Origin of the sequence: Paucibacter sp. XJ19-41 (assembly GCF_028462495.1) — a bacterium.
Classification (GTDB): Bacteria; Pseudomonadota; Gammaproteobacteria; order Burkholderiales; family Burkholderiaceae_C; genus Roseateles_E.
Map to the genome: position 1 here is coordinate 1 of NZ_JAQOWX010000041.1, position 16,546 is coordinate 16,546.

At 64.6% G+C, this 16,546-nt stretch carries 17 protein-coding genes; 12 read left to right on the forward strand and 5 right to left on the reverse strand.

The annotated features are described in order from the left end of the window. From PO768_RS12545 to PO768_RS12565, 5 genes are all read left to right on the forward strand, one after another. Nucleotides 1-610: Mu transposase domain-containing protein (locus PO768_RS12545; protein ID WP_442953222.1), on the forward strand; the 610-nt coding region annotated here is incomplete at its 5' end. Then, nucleotides 603-1,415 carry an IS21-like element helper ATPase IstB gene (gene istB, locus PO768_RS12550; protein WP_272646333.1) on the forward strand — a complete coding sequence of 271 codons (813 nt, stop codon included), beginning with the start codon at nt 603-605 and terminating at the stop codon, nt 1,413-1,415. The genes PO768_RS12545 and istB, both read left to right, overlap by 8 nt. Nucleotides 1,416-1,456: 41 nt before the next feature. Continuing rightward, nucleotides 1,457-1,624, forward strand: a complete 168-nt coding sequence (locus tag PO768_RS12555; RefSeq protein ID WP_272646334.1) for a hypothetical protein — start codon at nt 1,457-1,459, stop codon at nt 1,622-1,624. Nucleotides 1,625-1,801: 177 nt separating this feature from the next. Next, on the forward strand, nt 1,802-2,695 hold the full coding sequence (locus tag PO768_RS12560) for a relaxase/mobilization nuclease domain-containing protein (protein WP_272646335.1): 894 nt from the start codon (nt 1,802-1,804) through the stop codon (nt 2,693-2,695). A gap of 5 nt (nt 2,696-2,700) precedes the next feature. Next, on the forward strand, nt 2,701-3,072 hold the full coding sequence (locus PO768_RS12565) for a DUF7673 family protein (protein WP_272646336.1): 372 nt from the start codon (nt 2,701-2,703) through the stop codon (nt 3,070-3,072). 269 nt (nt 3,073-3,341) lie between these two features. Here PO768_RS12565 and PO768_RS29210 read toward each other — a convergent pair whose 3' ends face one another. Next, a complete protein-coding gene (locus PO768_RS29210; RefSeq protein ID WP_336297765.1) occupies nt 3,342-4,520 on the reverse strand; it encodes a TIR domain-containing protein in 1,179 nt (392 codons plus the stop codon). An 847-nt stretch (nt 4,521-5,367) separates the two neighbouring features. After that, nucleotides 5,368-5,628, reverse strand: a complete 261-nt coding sequence (locus PO768_RS12580; RefSeq protein ID WP_336297766.1) for a helix-turn-helix domain-containing protein — start codon at nt 5,626-5,628, stop codon at nt 5,368-5,370. 63 nt (nt 5,629-5,691) lie between these two features. On the opposite strand from PO768_RS12580, the gene PO768_RS12585 reads away from it, so the two are divergent. The 3 genes from PO768_RS12585 (at nt 5,692) to PO768_RS12595 (ending at nt 8,104) form a co-directional block, all read left to right on the forward strand. After that, the gene (locus tag PO768_RS12585) at nt 5,692-6,480 is read left to right on the forward strand and encodes a transposase (protein ID WP_272646338.1); all 789 of its coding nucleotides are present in this window, start codon (nt 5,692-5,694) and stop codon (nt 6,478-6,480) included. Between the two features lie 17 nt (nt 6,481-6,497). Beyond that, the gene (locus tag PO768_RS12590; protein WP_272646339.1) at nt 6,498-6,983 is read left to right on the forward strand and encodes an RNA polymerase sigma factor; all 486 of its coding nucleotides are present in this window, start codon (nt 6,498-6,500) and stop codon (nt 6,981-6,983) included. Between the two features lie 62 nt (nt 6,984-7,045). Then, on the forward strand, nt 7,046-8,104 hold the full coding sequence (locus tag PO768_RS12595; protein ID WP_272646340.1) for a FecR family protein: 1,059 nt from the start codon (nt 7,046-7,048) through the stop codon (nt 8,102-8,104). 210 nt (nt 8,105-8,314) lie between these two features. Here the strand turns inward: PO768_RS12595 and PO768_RS12600 are convergent, their stop codons facing one another. The 3 genes from PO768_RS12600 to PO768_RS12610 are packed head-to-tail and all read right to left on the reverse strand — an operon-like array spanning nt 8,315 to nt 10,034. Next, nucleotides 8,315-8,788, reverse strand: a complete 474-nt coding sequence (locus PO768_RS12600) for a hypothetical protein (protein ID WP_272646341.1) — start codon at nt 8,786-8,788, stop codon at nt 8,315-8,317. Beyond that, on the reverse strand, nt 8,788-9,582 hold the full coding sequence (gene stbB, locus PO768_RS12605; protein ID WP_272646342.1) for a StbB family protein: 795 nt from the start codon (nt 9,580-9,582) through the stop codon (nt 8,788-8,790). Before stbB ends, PO768_RS12600 begins: the two co-directional genes overlap by 1 nt. Beyond that, nucleotides 9,579-10,034: a hypothetical protein gene (locus PO768_RS12610; protein ID WP_272646343.1), complete on the reverse strand. Its 456-nt coding sequence runs from the start codon at nt 10,032-10,034 to the stop codon at nt 9,579-9,581. Before PO768_RS12610 ends, stbB begins: the two co-directional genes overlap by 4 nt. Before the next feature lie 644 nt (nt 10,035-10,678). Between PO768_RS12610 and PO768_RS12615 the strand changes: the two genes are divergently transcribed. The 4 genes from PO768_RS12615 to PO768_RS12630 all read left to right on the forward strand — a co-directional run bounded on the left by PO768_RS12615 (nt 10,679) and on the right by PO768_RS12630 (nt 16,545). Next, nucleotides 10,679-12,910, forward strand: a complete 2,232-nt coding sequence (locus PO768_RS12615; protein ID WP_272646344.1) for a type I secretion system permease/ATPase — start codon at nt 10,679-10,681, stop codon at nt 12,908-12,910. After that, nucleotides 12,907-14,352 (forward strand): HlyD family type I secretion periplasmic adaptor subunit, encoded by a 1,446-nt coding sequence (locus tag PO768_RS12620; protein ID WP_272646345.1) that lies wholly within the window; start codon nt 12,907-12,909, stop codon nt 14,350-14,352. Before PO768_RS12615 ends, PO768_RS12620 begins: the two co-directional genes overlap by 4 nt. A gap of 26 nt (nt 14,353-14,378) precedes the next feature. Then, nucleotides 14,379-15,698, forward strand: a complete 1,320-nt coding sequence (locus PO768_RS12625) for a glycosyltransferase family 4 protein (protein WP_272646346.1) — start codon at nt 14,379-14,381, stop codon at nt 15,696-15,698. A gap of 127 nt (nt 15,699-15,825) precedes the next feature. After that, nucleotides 15,826-16,545, forward strand: a complete 720-nt coding sequence (locus tag PO768_RS12630) for a hypothetical protein (protein WP_272646347.1) — start codon at nt 15,826-15,828, stop codon at nt 16,543-16,545. Nucleotide 16,546 lies beyond the last annotated feature (1 nt).

Sequence of the window (16,546 nt, forward strand, 5' to 3'; positions counted from 1 at the left end):
TATGCCGATCACTGACAGCTTCGACACCAACGACTACTCGGTGCCGCACACCCATGTTCAGCGCACGCTGACGGTGCTGGCCGACGAGCATTGGGTGCGCGTGCTCGACGGTGTCACCGAGCTGGCCCGCCACCAGCGCTGCTGGGACAGCCACGCCCAGATCGAGGATCACGCCCATATCGAGCGCCTGCACGCAGCCAAGCATGCGGCGCGTGGTCACCGGGCCTGCGATGGCTTGGCCCAGGCCGCCCCGGCCAGCGCGGTCTTGCTGCGGCGTGCCGGCGAGCGCGGCGAGAACCTGGGTTCGATCACTGCGGCGTTGATGCGCCTGCTGCAGCGCTGGGGCGCCAGCGCCCTGCAGACGGCCATCATCGAGGCCCTCGAGCGCGACGTTGCGCACCCCAACGCCGTGCGCGCAGCGCTAGAGCGCGCCCGGGTGATCAGCGGCGAGCCGCCGCCGGTGGCCCTGGTGTTGCCCGAGCACGTGGCCAAGCGCGACGCGCCGGTGCGCACCCATGACCTGCGCTCCTATGACCGGCAGATCGACGAGCAGATCGACAAGCAGATCGACCGACAGCCCACCACCGCACCGGAGGAATCCGATGAATAGCCTCACGACACCACAGGCCGCTCTGCGTGAGCAAGCCGCCTCGTTGCGCCTGCATGGCCTGCTTGAACACTGGGGCGAGGTGATGGCTCAGCCCGAGCAAGCCAGTTGGGTGGCGCAGATGCTTGCCTGGGAGGCCGCCGAGCGCAGCCGCCGCAGCCTGGAGCGGCGGCTGCGCGACGCCCACATCGGCCGCTTCAAGCCGCTGGTCGACTTCGACTGGGCCTGGCCCAAGAGCATCGACCGCAGTGCCGTCGAAGAGCTGATGACCCTGGCCTTCGTCAAGGACGCCAGCAACGTCGTCCTGGTCGGCCCCAACGGGGTGGGCAAGACCATGTGCGCGTGCAACATCGGCTACCAGGCGGTGCTGGCCGGCTACACGGCGCTGTTCACCACGGCCGGGCAGCTGCTGGGCGAACTGGCCGCCATCGACAGCGACTCGGGTCTGCGCCGCAAGCTGCGCCACTACGCCGCCCCAGACGTGTTGCTCATCGACGAGGTGGGCTACCTGTCGTACTCGAATCGGCACGCGGACCTGCTGTTCGAGCTGGTCAGTCGGCGCTACCAATGCAAGAGTACGGTGGTGACTACGAACCGAGCCTTCGTCGACTGGGGCGAGGTCTTCCCCAATGCCGCCTGCGTGGTCTCGTTGATCGACCGCTTGATGCACCGTGCCGAAGTGGTGCGCATCGACGGCCAGTCCTACCGCGCCAAAGAAGCCCAGGAGCGCGAGGCACAGCGCCTGGCCGAGCGGGCAGCCAAGTCCGCCAAGGCCAGCACCGCGCGATCACCCAAGCACCGCTCATGAGCAGACGTTCGCCATCATCCACAGTGGTCTCTGGGATGGTGGTGCCAGCCCACTGGACGCCCGAGCAGGCACTCGCGGTCGCCGAATGCCTGCAGGCCATGCGCGAGGCGCTGTGGCTGCTCTACGGCCCGCAGATGCAGCAGGCCTGGCGCGAGCAAGTCATGCCCACAGGCTCGCCGCCCGAGTTCGATCCTGGCGCACCGTTCTGAGCGCTGCCGCGGCGCTGGTCGGCAGCATCGGTCGCCCCAAACCCAACATCTGCATATGCGACCAGTGACATGCTGGCGTCTGCGATCAAATCCGACTCCTCACCAGCGTATAGAGTCGGATTTACACCAGCGGCAACACCCGGCAACCGCATCGTCAATGTGGCACCGCAGCCGCGCTTGAATGTCTTGTTGCACCGCCAGGCTGCGGTGATCCGTCGGCGCATCGAGGCCACCGTGACCCGGCGGGCACCGCAGGTCATGGTCAAGGTCACCGGTGGTGGCCGTGGCATGGGCGCCATCGCGGCCCACTTCCGCTACATCAGCAAGAACGGGCAGCTGACCTTTGAGGACGACCGAGGTATGGTCCAGCAGGGCAAGGAAGCGCTGCACGACCTGGCCGAGCAATGGCGCTTGGGCGGCTCGCTGATCGAGGAGACCAGCCCTCGGCGGGAAGCCTTCAACCTGATGCTGTCGATGCCACGTGGCACCAATGCGCAGATCGTCCTGATGGCCGCGCGGGAGTTCGCGCAGACCGAGCTGAAGGACCACTTCTATGTGATGGTGCTGCATGAGCACCAGGGGAACCCGCATGTGCATCTGAGCGTGCGTGCTGAGTCCATGAGCGGCAGGCGTTTGAATCCGCGCAAGGCGGATCTGCAGCGCTGGCGCGAGACTTTCGCGGAGCGGCTGCGCGGCTATGGGGTTGAGGCCGAAGCGACGCGCCAGGCCACCCGAGGGGCAGTGCGCCGCTACGACAACCTGTGGCAGCGCAAGGCCCGGGAGGACGGCCGCCTGCGCAAAGCCTCGGAGCCGACGAAATCGGGCAAGGCTTACCAGCGCAGCCGAGTCGGTGCATTGGAGGCCTGGGCTCACATTGTGGCTGCGCTCAGGGCATCGGATCAGCCTGACGACCGCGAATTGGCGCAGCGCATCAGCAGTTTCGTCGCGGAATCCGCCTTCGCGAAAGAGCACGGCCAGCAACTGCGGCGCGAGGTACTGGAGCGGTCAGGGCCGTCTCATGCTGAGCCGATCCATTCCAAAGGCCGGCAAGGCCGAGAGATTGAGAGGTGAGCGCCATGCAGCGACCTGGACTACACGCAACCGACATCGATAACGGAACTGAGACCGCTGCCTGTGACTCGCGATCCTGGCAGGCGACGGAAGCAGGCGCTCAGGCTCTTGCGCGGCTGCTCAGGTTGGCCGAGGAGCGCGACTCAGGTCAAATCGCCCGTGTCGCACGCTTCCTGGCTGCGACATACAACGGGCAGGTCTTTGCGCTGGATCCCTTCGAGCTCCGCGCCGTTGACATCGCCATCAGTGACGACATGCTGTCTTGTCTGGATGCGCTGAGATGGGGCCGGGCCGACCTGTACGCGCTGGTCCCGGATGGAGATGCCCGGGTGCAAGGGGTGATCGAGCGCTGGGGCCTTTGCTGGCCGGACGACTGAATGCCGGGCTCTGGCGATCAGGGGAAATGGAAGCGCGGGCAGTGCATGGGCATGAAGTGCCTGACCCGTGGCGCCTTTGCAGCGGTTGCCGTCGGCGACCGCAGCCAGCCGCACTCACGCTACCAGGCATCAAGCAGTCGTCGGGTCCGGCGATGGCCGATCGCTTGAATGGCATCACTACAAGGTGTTCTGCCGTAGAACTGACCATAGGCTTCTTCAAACGTCGTAGATCAAGAAGGGAGTCACCTCAGCGCGAACCAGCTTTCGCCTCAAGCGGACTGGTCGCCTCCATACCCTCCGCCACCAAAACGACCACCTCGACCACCTCGACCACCGCCATAGCCTCTCCCACCTCCGCCGAAACCACCGCCCCCTCCGGAGCGGAAGCTGCCCGGGAGATCTTCACGCGGACGGGCTTCGTTGACGACCATTGTTCGACCTTCAAGTGGCTGGCCGTTTGTCGCGTCGAGCACGTCTTGCAGAGTGGTATTTGGGCTAATTTCCACAAAACCGAATCCCTTGGAACGACCCGTGTCCCGATCCATCATTACCTTTGCAGAACTCACGCTGCCAAGAGAAGAAAAGACCTTTTGCAGTGCGTCATCGCGTACGCTATAGGAAAGATTTCCGACATATAGCTTCACGCTGCGACGACTTGATGGGGCTGCATGTGACACGGAGATGGCATCGGCTCCCGGACTTGGAGTTCCATCAGGTGCGCCACTTTCTGAACGAAGCCTCACTGAGGCAACTGAAAATCCAGCCAGGTGAGCCAGTTTCCCCTGTTGAAAGAGCGCTAGCAGAAGCTCGTATGACTTGCTATCTGCAGTGAGTGTTAGAACTATTGAGCCAGATTCGACCTTAACAATAGTTAGACGGGTGTCGCCAGTGACTTCTCGGAGATGCTCAGTCAACGCTTGAAGGAAAGGCAAATCGGCCTCTCCGATTTTCGCCGAGATGACAATTTGAAACACGACTGGGCGGCTCTGCACGGTTGCATCCGGGCCGGGTGGTCGGCCCTGAATGCCGCAAACAAGCTGATTTAGCGCCCATTCATCAGACAAGCCGCCGCGCAGGTCAACCATATGAAGTCGTTTCAGAAACAATGGAAGCGCATCTATATCGTTTCCGTTTGCACCTGGCAGCAAAACCGGGATAACACCACCTTTTTTGCCTGCGACCTTTCGCTCCAGGGCGACGCGCATCTCGACATTCTGCCAAGGTCCCAGTCCACCGGGACCGATCGCGACGACGCATGATTTACTGTTGCTCAAGGCGGCCTCTAGTTCTTCCTGCCATGGTTCCCCTGGAGTGAGGTGCCAACGGTCCAGGAAGGTGCGTATTGGGGCGCGAGACTGAAGAGCATGAGCAAGGTCCTCCACCACAGCCTTATCTCGTGAACTGTGGCTCATAAAGGCGTCATACTGATTTGACTGTGTTTTCAGCATTCGAAATTCCTCCGATACTTTGCGATCAAACTTTTTATTTAGTAATCATTGACTCAGCGCTAGGCGTAAGAAGCTGCGTTGGCAGCGGCCCTGCCCTGACGACTTGCGTTCAAGCTGCCGAGAAGCAAGAACTTGTCGCAGTCGCTATCTATCCAATCCGGCAAAACCACGTTCGCTCCAACTCTTTGCCTTTGCTTGGCCAGATAACATGCCTCACGGGCTGCTGGCAATTCATGTTGCTTGACTTGGATCTTGCCAGGGCGACCGGCTATGAGTCCTGGGACCTGCCCTGATCCTTCAGTAAGCTCATCGATCAGCATCGTCCACGATGATTGTCAATTTCGGCGTTCAAACCCTCGCCTTTAGGCGAGCGGAAAGTCTATGAAGTCGCGCCGTGCAAAGATGCGAGTCTACGAGGCCCAGCCCATCCGTACCGCGTCTCAGCACGCAGTCTCGCTCTTGTCAAAGAGGCGGAAAGTCGTGCCGCCAAGGCACACTCGCGACATTGGGGCACGAAACCAATCGTTAAGGTCGCCCATCAGCAAACGCGGCGATGTCTATATGCGTACTTTGCTGATTCATGACGCGAGGGCGATCGTGCGAACCGACCAATCAACAACTTGGCCGTGGTTCATTCGGGTGAACACGTTCCGCACATAGTCAGCCGGACTCCGATTGACCGCTTGTTGCTGCGGAGCTGGTGCTCGCCACCCGTCGGTGAAGGTCTCTGATCAGCCTGAAACGGGCATCCGAGTAGTTGGCCGCCTCCCGGGCGCGGCAGAAATTTCAAATCTGTCATGGCAAGGTGCAGCCGGCAACGCTGGCAGTTGCCCTTGTACTAGCCGACCTATTTGACGCTGCGCAATCGATCAAAGAGATCGAACACGCTCAGGCCCAAACCGTTCGCGATGACTTCAATGGCATTGATCGTCGGATTCGCTTGGCCGGTCTCTACTCGGCTCAAGTACGTTTGATAGAAGCCGCATCGTTCAGCGAACTCGACTTGGGTAAGGCCCGCCTCAGTACGAAGCTCTCGCACACACTTTCCGAATCGTTTTGCTAGGCCGTTGCTCACCCATGCTACTGTCAGTGCTATGCTCCAATTCACATAAACACTAATTCATATAATTGACTTGACGCCTTCATCCCTCTCGGTTTTCAGGAGCATGCGATGACGAAGAACCTGACCAGCGTCGACTCACATGCGCCAATGGCGCTCTGTTGGCACTACTTCAGCGGACACTTTGGAGAGCAGCAGTCACAGGTAGTGTCGGCGAATGGGACCATGCACGAGCTGACTGTGAGCTGGGCGGTTGGCACGCTTGCGGACGGCGACTGGGAAGTGCTGGGCGCGTGGCCTGGAGTCGCTGTAGGCCGTGCGGTCTGGCAGGGCGTCTGGAAGGACCTTGATAGTCGGGGCGTCGACAAGATTTCGCTGGTGTGTGCGTCGGACCCTGATGCTCGGACCATGTGCCCGGGGATCAAGGTGCTACCGCCGTTCCCTCGGGTGTTCGACCAGATGTTCGTGCCGGCCATTTCCAGCGTCAGTGTTCTTCGCGCCGAAGTACGGCGTGCAGTCCGTAAGGCATCGGGCTTTCGTGCGGCGCGTCTCGCGCTGGAACGCCTGCTGGCTGTTTCAGGGGCGGGCACGTCGACCGTGTTGTCGCCGAACTGGCCCGAGGCGCTCGAGCAATTTCGACCGTTCTATGCGCTTCGCCCCCATCGCCGGGCCTTGGTGCGTGCGGGCGATGAGTACCTGGAGCAACTGGGTCATGGCCTGCGCCGGGCTGTGGCTCGCCATGGTCCCTTTGCTGATCTCGCGTCTGCGGTGTCGTTCGTCGCCCAGACCCTGTCTCGGGAAGAGCAGCGGCTCAAGTTCTCCAAGCTGTCGAAGGTGGTGCGGCCTCGGTTGCGCCTTGTCGGTTCTAGTTCGGCCGGCTTTGTGGAGCCCGGCCTTTGACCCTGGGAGGGTTCACCATGAAGAAGCATCTACCCCCGGTCTTCGCACGCGTCCGAAACGCCCTGCGGCGGCGCGGCAGTTCGACTCAGGATGCCGAAGACATCGTCCAGGAAGCCTGGGTGCGGCTGGCCCGCTACGAGCGTGAGCAGGTCGTCGTGAATTCGGATGCCTTCCTGATGCAGACCGCTCTGAACCTGGCGATCGATGAGCACCGGGGCCGAGTCACCCACGGCGAGCAGGTGGTGCTCGAAGAGGTGATCCTGGTCGATGACTCGCCGCCTGTCGAGGCCGTGGTGCTGGGGCGTGAACGCCTGGCGCGGCTGCACTATTGCTTGGGGCGGCTGACCGAGAGGAGTCGGGACATCTTCCTGGCCCACCGCCTGGACGGGCTGACCTACCGGGAGATCGCTGATCAGCACGGCTTGAGCATCAGCACGGTGGAGAAGCACATCGCCAAGGCTACGATGCAGCTCATCACCGGGATGCAGGACTGGCGAACGTGAATGGCGCAGAGGGGCGGGAGGGGCGGGACGGGCAGAAGCAAGGGCAGGGGGCCGAGCCCGTCGTGACGCGAGAGATCGCGGCCGAGGCGGCGGTCTGGATCGCGCGCCTGCACGGGCCGGATCGATCGAATCACATGGAACGCGAGTGCCGAGCCTGGCAGGCGCGCTCGGCGGCACACCGGCTGGCGTTCGAACGCGGGACGGATCTGTGGATGGAGGCGGCGGGTGTCGACCGGGCCGCCGTGGCTCGCGCAGCGGCGGCCAGCAGGCCTGAGGGCCAAGGTGGGGAAGGGCAGGGCGCCAGCCCCGCGAGAGCCAGCCGCAAAGAATGGCATTGGCCGCGCCCCTGGCCGCTCGCACTGTCGCTCACAGCGGCGGTCCTCGTGGTCGCTATGCTGGTGGGCCAGCCTTGGCGCGACATCGACAGCTATGACACCGGCATCGGCGAGCAGCGCTTGGTGATCCTGAAGGATGGCACCCGGATGTCGCTGAACACCTCGACCCGGGTGAAGGTGGAACTCGACCAGACCCAGCGCCGCGTGCGCGTGGAAGGCGGAGAGGCGTTCTTCGAGGTCGCCAAGGATGCGAGCCGACCTTTTGTCGTGCAGGCCGCCGGGACGGAAGTCACCGCCACCGGGACGGCCTTCGTCGTGCGGCTGACACCGTCTATTGCCGGCGCGAGTGAGGCGCTCGACGTCACGCTGGTGGAAGGCCAGGTGGTGGTGCGCGAGGCCGAGCGCCGCACCCAAACGCCCAAGATCGTGCCTCCCATCGTGATGGCGGCCGGCGAGCGGCTGCGCGTGCGAGGCGATCAAGGCACTGGTGGCAACGCTTCGAGGGCATCACCAGCGCAGCCCCAACGGGACCGGCCGCGCATGGACCAGGTGCTGGCCTGGAAGCGCGGCGAGGCGGTCTTCGACAACGCGTCGCTGCCGCAAGCGCTGGCCGAGATGAACCGCTACAGCGCGACGCCCATCATGGCGGACCCCAGCCTGGCGGTGCTGCGGATCAGCGGCCTTTTCAAGACCGGCGACAGCGCGGGCTTTGCGCAGGCGGTGGCCAAATTGCACGACTTGCGGGTTCGAGAACTTCCGGATCGGGTGGAACTGCTGCCGAGGTAGTCCAGGCGGCCCGTACCCGTGCCAGGGGAGCGCGGGCCTCATCCTTCCCGCTGGCGCGGCAAGGGCCCGCGTGCCGAACTGGCTTGCCAGATCGGCACCCCTGGCACCCGCCACGCCCGAAGCCGGGCCGCCTGGGTGCTGATCGCCACGGCTCCACCGTCGCGCCATGCCAGCGTGCGTGTCACGCCGGCCTCAGAGTCGCCGGGGCATTCACCGCCCCAGCCATTGCACCAGGAGCGTGAGCATGGAGGCCAGGACGGCGGCCGACGCATGCGTCGCCCAGGGGACCCAGCGCTCGGCGCGCTGCTGGGTCAGCCCTTGGAGGAGGGCCTGCAGGTCTTGCAGGACGACCTGTTGCCCCTTCACGGTGGCGCCGATTTGGCCCTGAAAGGCCTGCTGCGCCGCCGCAGCCAGGGCTCCGTATAGCTGTACCCCCACCTGCTTCGAGGAGGCTTGCAAGTGGGTCTGCAGATCCTGCACGGCCTGGTTCTTGGCGCGCTCCGAGATGGCGGTCAAGCGGGCTTCGAAGCCGGCCAGGGTCTGGTGCAACTGGGCGTCGCTTTTGCGCAAGGTCTGGCCGGTCTTCAGCATCTCCGGTGCCAAGGCTTCGACCTGGTTGATCAGCCGGGCCACCTCGCCGATGGCCTCGATGATCAGCGCCTCGCGGGCGGTGGACGTGCCCATCATGCCCTCCGTCTTGCTGCAGCGGACGCGGCGTCCGAGCGAGGCCGGCGAGGGGCGAACAGAGCCGCCTGGTCGCTGGGGGCCGCTTGGCCCAATTCCACGAGCTCCAACGCTGCGAAGCAGGCGTCGAGCTCAGGGACGACGCCCTGGGCGAGCCGCAGGTTGGCGAGCTTCTGCACCAGCGCCGCCTGCTCGGCCGGGCTGTCCGCGCTGACGATGGCGGCCTTGTAGTCGGTGGGATCGGCGGCCAGCTCGATCAAGGAGCAGTCGGTGCCACGCACCCGCGCGTACACCTCGTTGTAGGGCAAGCAGGCGCCCAGGCGCGGCTGCACGACGCCCGAGGCGGCGCAGTAGGCGAGCAGGGTCTCGAAGACGCGCTCGACCGGCTCGTCGTCCTCCAGCCGGTTGAAGACCAGTCGCAGCCGCTCGGGCGGCACGCCGATGCGCGCCATCTCCGCCAGCGTGGCGGCCGTGTCCTGCTGCTGCTTGCGGTCGGGCACCGTCGGCACGATGAAGGCGTCGAAGTCGGCGTGGCTGCCCTTGTAGCGGCGCATCACGCCCAGCAGTTCCTCGACATTGCTGGCGCCGACATCGACGACCAGGTCGGGCACCGTCAGCAGGGCGTCCTGCAGCTGGGCAAACTGACGGCCCCGGATCGTGATCGAGGGGGTGTCCTGGGCGTTGATGCTCTCGACGGCGATGACCTGACAGCCGGGGATGCGTGCGGCCAGGAGGTGGCGGGCGACGGTGCTCTTGCCGACGTTGCCCGAGAAGTTGATGACAGCGAGTTTCATGGGATGTCCTTGTGGGGGTGAAGCAGGCGGCTGGGGTGGGTGGTGAAGAAGGCTTCGGCGGCGGCGCGGGTGTGCTCGACGAGCGGTGCGGTCGGCTGGCCTTCATCGGGCGGTGGGATCTGCGGAGGCGGCGCACGCGGGAGCGGCGCGACCTGAGAAGGCCGCAGGGGCGAGCCGGCCGCTGATGGCGAGGGCGAAGAAGGCGAGGGCACCGCGTCGGCGTGCGCCACCGGCGTGCGCTGCGGAGGCGAGGGGATCTGGGGCGGGCGTTGGTGTAGCCGGCGCACCTCGCGGCGCAGGGCGCTGGTGCTCACCGAGACGCCGACATCGGCCAGCGCTTCTCGGATCGCCTCATAGGTGTAGCCAGCGCTGCGAAGCCGGGCAATGTCGGCGCTGTAGCGGGCGGCTTTACGGTCGGTGCGACCGGGCGGGCGTTTGGGTTGCAGTTCCACGGCAGTGCCTCGCGGTGGTGATGCAACAAACTTAGGCGCGGTTGGGGCGTGGTCGCGTGCTGAATTCTGCGAAAAATCAGCACCTTTGAGGCTGCTCTGGGGCGGCTGCGAAGCGGGTCAGCGGCGAGGGCGTCGGCTTTGCGGCGGATGGGCGCCGGGTTCCCGTCGGCTCGGTCGCCTTGCGGCTGCCTAGGGGGGCGGCTATGCGTCGCCTTTGGGGCGGAAAACGGCCTTCAATCCGAATCAACGTATAACAAAAGACACCTAGTGCAGGATAGGCTGGCCGCCAGCATTTGGCGGCCAGCGCCGCCGTCGCGATGGGCTGTGCCGGCGGCTCACAAACCTGGATGAGGCCGCCGTCAAGCTCACTTGCAACGCTTTGGTCCCGAGCCATCATCAGTGGCTGCGGTCTACGTCGTGTGGCCTCCGATCCATCGGCCTCGCGGCACGAACTGGGTCTGGGTGATACCGATGCAGTTTCTCGTTTGAAGCGGTGCTGAACCAAGAAGCGTGACTGATTGATGAAGCCTCCGCCCCCCAGGAGAGGGATTCCCTGAAGTTCAACGTTTCGCCGACCATCTTCCGCAACTGTTAAGTTGTGTGAAGAAGAACAGATAGCCGCTGATAGCGGCCCAGGGAGTCCCATGAACATCACGGCAGACGCATCCAGCGCCATGCCGGAGAACGGGTCGAGCGCGTCGCTTGATGCCGTTGCCGGAGCCGCAGCACCTCCTCAGCCGGACTCGACCCTGGCCGCCCTGGCCATCATCGCCCGTCTGCACCATGTGGCCGCCGATCCCTCGGCACTGCGGCACGAACTGGGCCTCGGTGATACCGACCCTGTCTCTCGCCAGGATCTGCTGCTGGCCGCCCGGCATCTAGGCCTCAAGGCCAAGTCCTCACACAGCAGCCCGGACCGCCTGAGCCTGCTGCCGCTGCCGGCGCTGGCCTATCTGAACGATGGCCGCCTCGTGGTGCTGGCCCAGTGCGACGGCCAGCGCGTGCTGTTCATGGACCCGGCCGGAGCCGCCGAGGGCCAGCCCGCCCGACCGACCATCGAGCCGATGGATGTCTTTGCCACGCAGTGGAGCGGAGAGCTGGTGCTGATCGCCAGCCGTGCCAGCCTGACCGGCGCGCTGGCCAAGTTCGACTTCAGCTGGTTCATCCCCAGCATCGTCAAGCACCGCAAGCTGCTGGGCGAGGTGCTGATGGTCTCGCTGTTCCTGCAGCTCTTCGCCCTGGTCTCGCCGCTGTTCTTCCAGGTCGTGATGGACAAGGTGCTGGTGCACCGGGGCCTGACCACGCTGGATGTGCTGGTCATCGGCCTGGTGGTGATCATGCTGTTCGAGAGCGTCTTGAACGTGCTGCGCTCCTATGTGATGAGCCACACCACCAGCCGCATCGATGTGGAGCTGGGCGCGCGGCTGTTCCGCCACCTGCTGAACCTGCCGCTGGCCTACTTCCAGGCCCGCCGCGTCGGCGACTCGGTGGCCCGCATCCGCGAGCTGGAGAACATCCGCCAGTTCCTCACCGGCAACGCGCTGACCCTGGTGCTGGATGTGCTGTTCTCGGTGATCTTCATTGCGGTGATGTTCGCCTACAGTGTCCCGCTGACCCTGATCGTGCTGGTCTCGCTGCCGCTGTACCTGATCCTCAGCCTGGCCATCGTGCCCATCTTGCGGGGCCGGCTCAACGAGAAGTTCGCCCGGGGCGCCGAGAACCAGAGCCTCCTGGTCGAGACCGTCACCGGCATCCAGACCGTCAAGGCCAGCGCGTTGGAGCCGCAGATGGCACGGCGCTGGGACGAGCAACTGGCCGCCTATGTCTCGGCCAGCTTCAAGACGCAGACCCTGGCCCAGTACGGTCACGAGGGCGTCAACCTGATCGGCAAGCTCGTCAACGCCGCCACGCTCTGGTACGGCGCCCATCTGGTGATCGAGGGCTCGCTGACCGTGGGCATGTTCGTCGCGTTCAATATGTTCGCTGGCCGGGTGGCACAGCCCATCATGCGCATCGCCCAGATGTGGACCGACTTCCAGCAAACGGGGCTGTCGATGGCCCGGCTGGGCGACATCCTCAACACCCGCACCGAGCTGCCGCCGCAAAGTGTCAGCCCGCTGCCGCGCATCCAGGGCCGGGTGACCCTGGACCAGCTGACCTTCCGCTACCGCCCCGATGCCCAGCCGGTGCTCAAGGGCATCAGCCTCGATGTGAAGGCCGGCGAGGTGATCGGCATCGTCGGGCGCAGCGGTTCGGGCAAGAGCACGCTGACCAAGCTGATCCAGCGCCTGTATGTGCCCGAGAGCGGACGCATCCAGGTCGACGGCCATGACATCGCCACCATCGACGCCGCCCAGCTGCGCCGCCAGGTCGGCGTGGTACTGCAGGAGAACATGCTGTTCAACCGCAGCGTGCGCGAGAACATCGCCATCGCCGATCCGGCCGCCCCGCTGGAGGCGGTGATCCACGCTGCCAAGCTGGCCGGCGCCCACGACTTCATCGGCGAGCTGCCCGAGGGCTATGACACCGTGGTCGGCGAGCAGGGCTCCAGCCTCTCGGGTGGCCAGCGCCAGCGCATCGCCATCGCCCGCGCCCTGTTCACCCAGCCGCGCATCCTGATCTTCGACGAGGCCACCAGCGCGCTGGACTACGAGAGCGAAGCCATCATCCAGAAGAACATGAAGTCCATCTGCCAGGGCCGCACCGTCTTTATCATCGCTCACCGCCTGAGCGCCGTGCGCCACGCCCACCGCATCCTCGCGATGGACCAGGGCCGCATCGTCGAGGCGGGCAGTCACGAGGAGCTGCTGGCCAAGCCGCAAGGGCTGTATGCCTATCTGTGGCGCATGCAGGCGGGCACCGGAGCCGAGGCATGAGCGCGGCAGTTGACAGCACCGGCACCGCCGCCCGCCATCCGGCCCGCGAGCTGCTGGCTCGTTACGGCGCCATCTTCAAGGCCGCCTGGGCGCACCGCGATCAGCTCGCTGGCCCGAAGCGCCTGGCCGACGAGCGGGCCTTCCTGCCGGCCACCTTGGCGCTGCAAGAGACCCCGCCACATCCGGCGCCGCGCCGGGCCATCTTCGTCATCTGCAGTCTGTTCGTGATCGCCCTGCTGTGGGCCATCTTCGGCAAGATCGACATCGTCGCTGTGGCGCAGGGCCGCATCATCGTCAGCGAGCGCAGCAAGACCATCCAGCCGCTGGAGACCAGCGTGGTCAAGTCCATCCATGTGAAGGATGGCGACAAGGTGCAGGCCGGCCAGCTTCTGATCGCGCTGGACGCCACCGCCACCCAGGCCGATGCCAACCGGGTGGGCCAGGAGCGCGGGGCCAGCGTCAGCGATCTGCTGCGGGCACAGGCCCTGCTCGCGAGCCTGGACGGTGGGGGCATGCCGCGCCTGCCGGAGACGCAAGACCTGACATCCACGGAGCGCCTGGCCGCCCAAGCCCAGCTCGCCAGCGACTGGGCCGATATCAGCGCCAAGCTCTCCAAGCTCGATGCCGAGATCGCCCGGCGCCGTGCCGAGATCGCCACGGTCGAGCAGCAGGTCAGCAAACTGCAGACGACTCTGCCCTTGGCCCAGCAGCGGGAGCGCGATTACCAGGGCCTGGCCGAGCAGGGCTTCATGGCCGGCCACGCCGGCCAGGATCGTCGGCGCGAACGCATCGAGCTGGAGCGCGACCTGGCCACGGCGCTGGCCCGGCGCAGCGAGACACAGGCGGCGCTCAAGGAGAGCGAGCAGTCGCGCAGTGCCTACCGTGCCGAGACCCAGCGGGCCCTGCGCGAGCTGTTGACCCAGGCCCAGCTGAAGTCCCGGCAGCTCGGCGAGGAGGCCAGCAAGGCGGACAAGCGCAATGCGCTCACCCAGCTGACCGCGCCGGTGGCCGGCACCGTGCAGCAGCTGGCGGTGCACACGGCCGGCGGGGTGGTCACCGAGGCGCAGGTGCTCTTGGTGCTGGTGCCCGACGATGCCGAAGTGACCGCCGAGGTGGTTCTGGAGAACAAGGACGTGGGCTTTGTGCGGGAGGGCCAGGCGGCCGAGATCAAGCTGGAGACCTTCCCCTTCACTCGCTACGGCACGGTGGCGGCCGAGGTCAAGAGCATCAGCGCCGATGCGGTCAATGACGAGAAGCGCGGCGCGATCTTCCCGGCGACCCTGGTGCTCAAGCAAAGCACCCTGGCCGTCGACGGCAAGACCATCCGATTGGCGCCGGGCATGAACCTGACGGCCGAGATCAAGACCGGCAAGCGCCGCGTGATCGACTTCCTGCTCAGTCCTGTGCAAAAGCATGTGGATGAGAGCCTCAAAGAGCGCTGACGCGCGTTCACTCGCTCGCCCGCACCATGCGCTTGCTGATCATTCATCAGAACTTCCCCGGCCAGTTCAAGCACATGGCTGCCGACTGGGCCAGGCGGCCGGGCTGGGAGGTGGTCGGTATTGGGCGCGACACGGCGCCGGGGCTGCCGGATGTATCCGAGCTGCGGCTGATCCGCTACAAGCCGCATCGCGGCGTCAGCAAGGATCAGCACCACTACCTGCGCCGGATGGAAGACGCGGTGCTGCATGGACAGGCGGTGGCGCGGGTGCTGCTCAAGCTGAAAGCTCAGGGCTTCAGGCCGGACGCCATCCTCGCGCATCCCGGCTGGGGCGAGACCCTGTATGCCAAGGATGTGTTTCCTGATGCCCGGCTGGTTCACTATGCCGAGTGGTTCTACAACGCCCAGGGTGCGGACATCGGTTTCGATCCCGAGTTTCCGGTTTCCTTCGACGACCTGGCGCGCGTCCGCAGCTGGAACGCGCTGCATCTTCTGAATCTGGAGAACTGCGACGCGGCGATCAGCCCGACGCAGTGGCAGAAGGCCCAGCACCCGAAGGCCTACCTCGACAAGATCACCGTGGCCCATGAGGGCATCGATACCGAGAACCTGGGGCCGGACCCGAACGCCCGGATCAAGCTGCCCAGCGGTCTGGTGCTGAAGGCGGGCGATCCGGTGGTCACCTATGTGGCGCGCAATCTGGAACCCTATCGAGGTTTTCATAGCTTCATGCGGGCGCTGCCGGCGATCCAGGCGGAGCACAAGACTTGCCACACGGTGATCGTCGGTGGCGACGAGGTCAGTTATGGCTCACGGCCCAAGGACCCGAGATACAAGAACTGGCGCGAGCAGATGCTGGCTGAGGTGGGGTCAAGACTTGACCCTAAGCGGACACATTTTGTGGGCAAGCTGGCTTATGGGGATTACAAGCGGCTGCTGCAGGTGAGCAGCGCGCATGTCTATCTGACCTACCCCTTTGTGCTGAGTTGGTCCTGTCTGGAGGCGATGGCGTCGGGGTGTCTGGTGATTGGGTCGGATACGGCGCCGGTGCGGGAGGTCTTGCAGGATGGGGTGAATGGGGTGATGGAGCCGTTTGGGGATGAGCGGCGGTTGGCAGACCAGATCGTGCATGGGTTGGTTGAGCGGCGAGATGGCATGCGAGCCGAGGCCCGAAGAATGGTGCGTAGTGGGTTTGCCAGGGATTCCGGGGAAGCAAGTTTCATGAGCGGTGTTGCGCCTTGGGCGCGGGCATTCCTTGCCCATCAAATTGATCAGGACCGGGTGAGCGCGTCAACTCATCAAGTGCTGCGGGACGATATTGCAGAAATGGAAAGTCGGCGGGTATGAAAGATATGAATTCTCAAGGAACAGCTGCGTATCGACGCCTTCAACGCATATCGCTTTCGTCTTCTGCAGTCGCAGGTCTGTTTCCATGAGCACACATCCTCGATCACAGTTTCGACCGCACCTGCTCATGGGAAGCTTCGCGCTGATGTTGTTCGCCTTGCTGGGTTGCAAGCCCAGCGCGGAGGAAGAAGCCAAGATAGCTACCCGCTTGAAGGCCGAGGCTGAGCGACAGGAGGAGTTGTGTCGCGATAAAACCAGCTGTGGCGAGAAGCCCCCGGTGGGGTTGAAGGTCGACTACACCAAGCACGCGCTTCGCAAATGGAATAACCATTGGTTCTTGGTGCCGCGTGACTACGACGCGCACTTCGGAATGAAGTTCCGGTGGCCTAGCAGGACCACAAGTGGCCGAGACCCGACCAAGCACGATCCTAACGACTGGGTTGTCCAGTTGCAGATCCGTTCCCACGACATTCCTCCAGAGCCGCGTGGACATCGACGCCTGGAGATAGCCGCACGTGAAGGGCGAGTCAGTAACCGAGTCACGCTTCGGCCTGGGCTGGACCGATTGGAGTACCGCGATGTTGATCGAGCCACCGGAGTTCCCTCCAAGTATTTCGTATTTACCGAGTACGTAGCCACTGATCGGCGCGATCCGGAGGGGCAGCCTCCAGTACTTCGATGCAGAACAGATCTTGCAGACCCTCAGAACGCTGGAGGCGGAGGTGGTTTTGTTTGGCGAGAGGGAATTCTGGTCGAGATTCTTATTCGATCCGGAAACATTTGCGAAGACTGGCCCGAGATCTACGACGAAGTGATCCGAGTTCTTGAGTTGACCGAGAAGGTGTGAC

Coding starts and splice junctions, on each gene's coding strand:
- istB (WP_272646333.1), top strand. CDS start 603: ATGAATAGCCTCACGACACCACAGGCCGCTCTGCGTGAGCAAGCCGCC.
- PO768_RS12565 (WP_272646336.1), top strand. CDS start 2,701: ATGCAGCGACCTGGACTACACGCAACCGACATCGATAACGGAACTGAG.
- PO768_RS29210 (WP_336297765.1), bottom strand. CDS start 4,520: ATGCTGAAAACACAGTCAAATCAGTATGACGCCTTTATGAGCCACAGT.
- PO768_RS12585 (WP_272646338.1), top strand. CDS start 5,692: ATGACGAAGAACCTGACCAGCGTCGACTCACATGCGCCAATGGCGCTC.
- PO768_RS12590 (WP_272646339.1), top strand. CDS start 6,498: ATGAAGAAGCATCTACCCCCGGTCTTCGCACGCGTCCGAAACGCCCTG.
- PO768_RS12600 (WP_272646341.1), bottom strand. CDS start 8,788: ATGGGCACGTCCACCGCCCGCGAGGCGCTGATCATCGAGGCCATCGGC.
- stbB (WP_272646342.1), bottom strand. CDS start 9,582: ATGAAACTCGCTGTCATCAACTTCTCGGGCAACGTCGGCAAGAGCACC.
- PO768_RS12615 (WP_272646344.1), top strand. CDS start 10,679: ATGAACATCACGGCAGACGCATCCAGCGCCATGCCGGAGAACGGGTCG.
- PO768_RS12620 (WP_272646345.1), top strand. CDS start 12,907: ATGAGCGCGGCAGTTGACAGCACCGGCACCGCCGCCCGCCATCCGGCC.
- PO768_RS12625 (WP_272646346.1), top strand. CDS start 14,379: ATGCGCTTGCTGATCATTCATCAGAACTTCCCCGGCCAGTTCAAGCAC.
- PO768_RS12630 (WP_272646347.1), top strand. CDS start 15,826: ATGGGAAGCTTCGCGCTGATGTTGTTCGCCTTGCTGGGTTGCAAGCCC.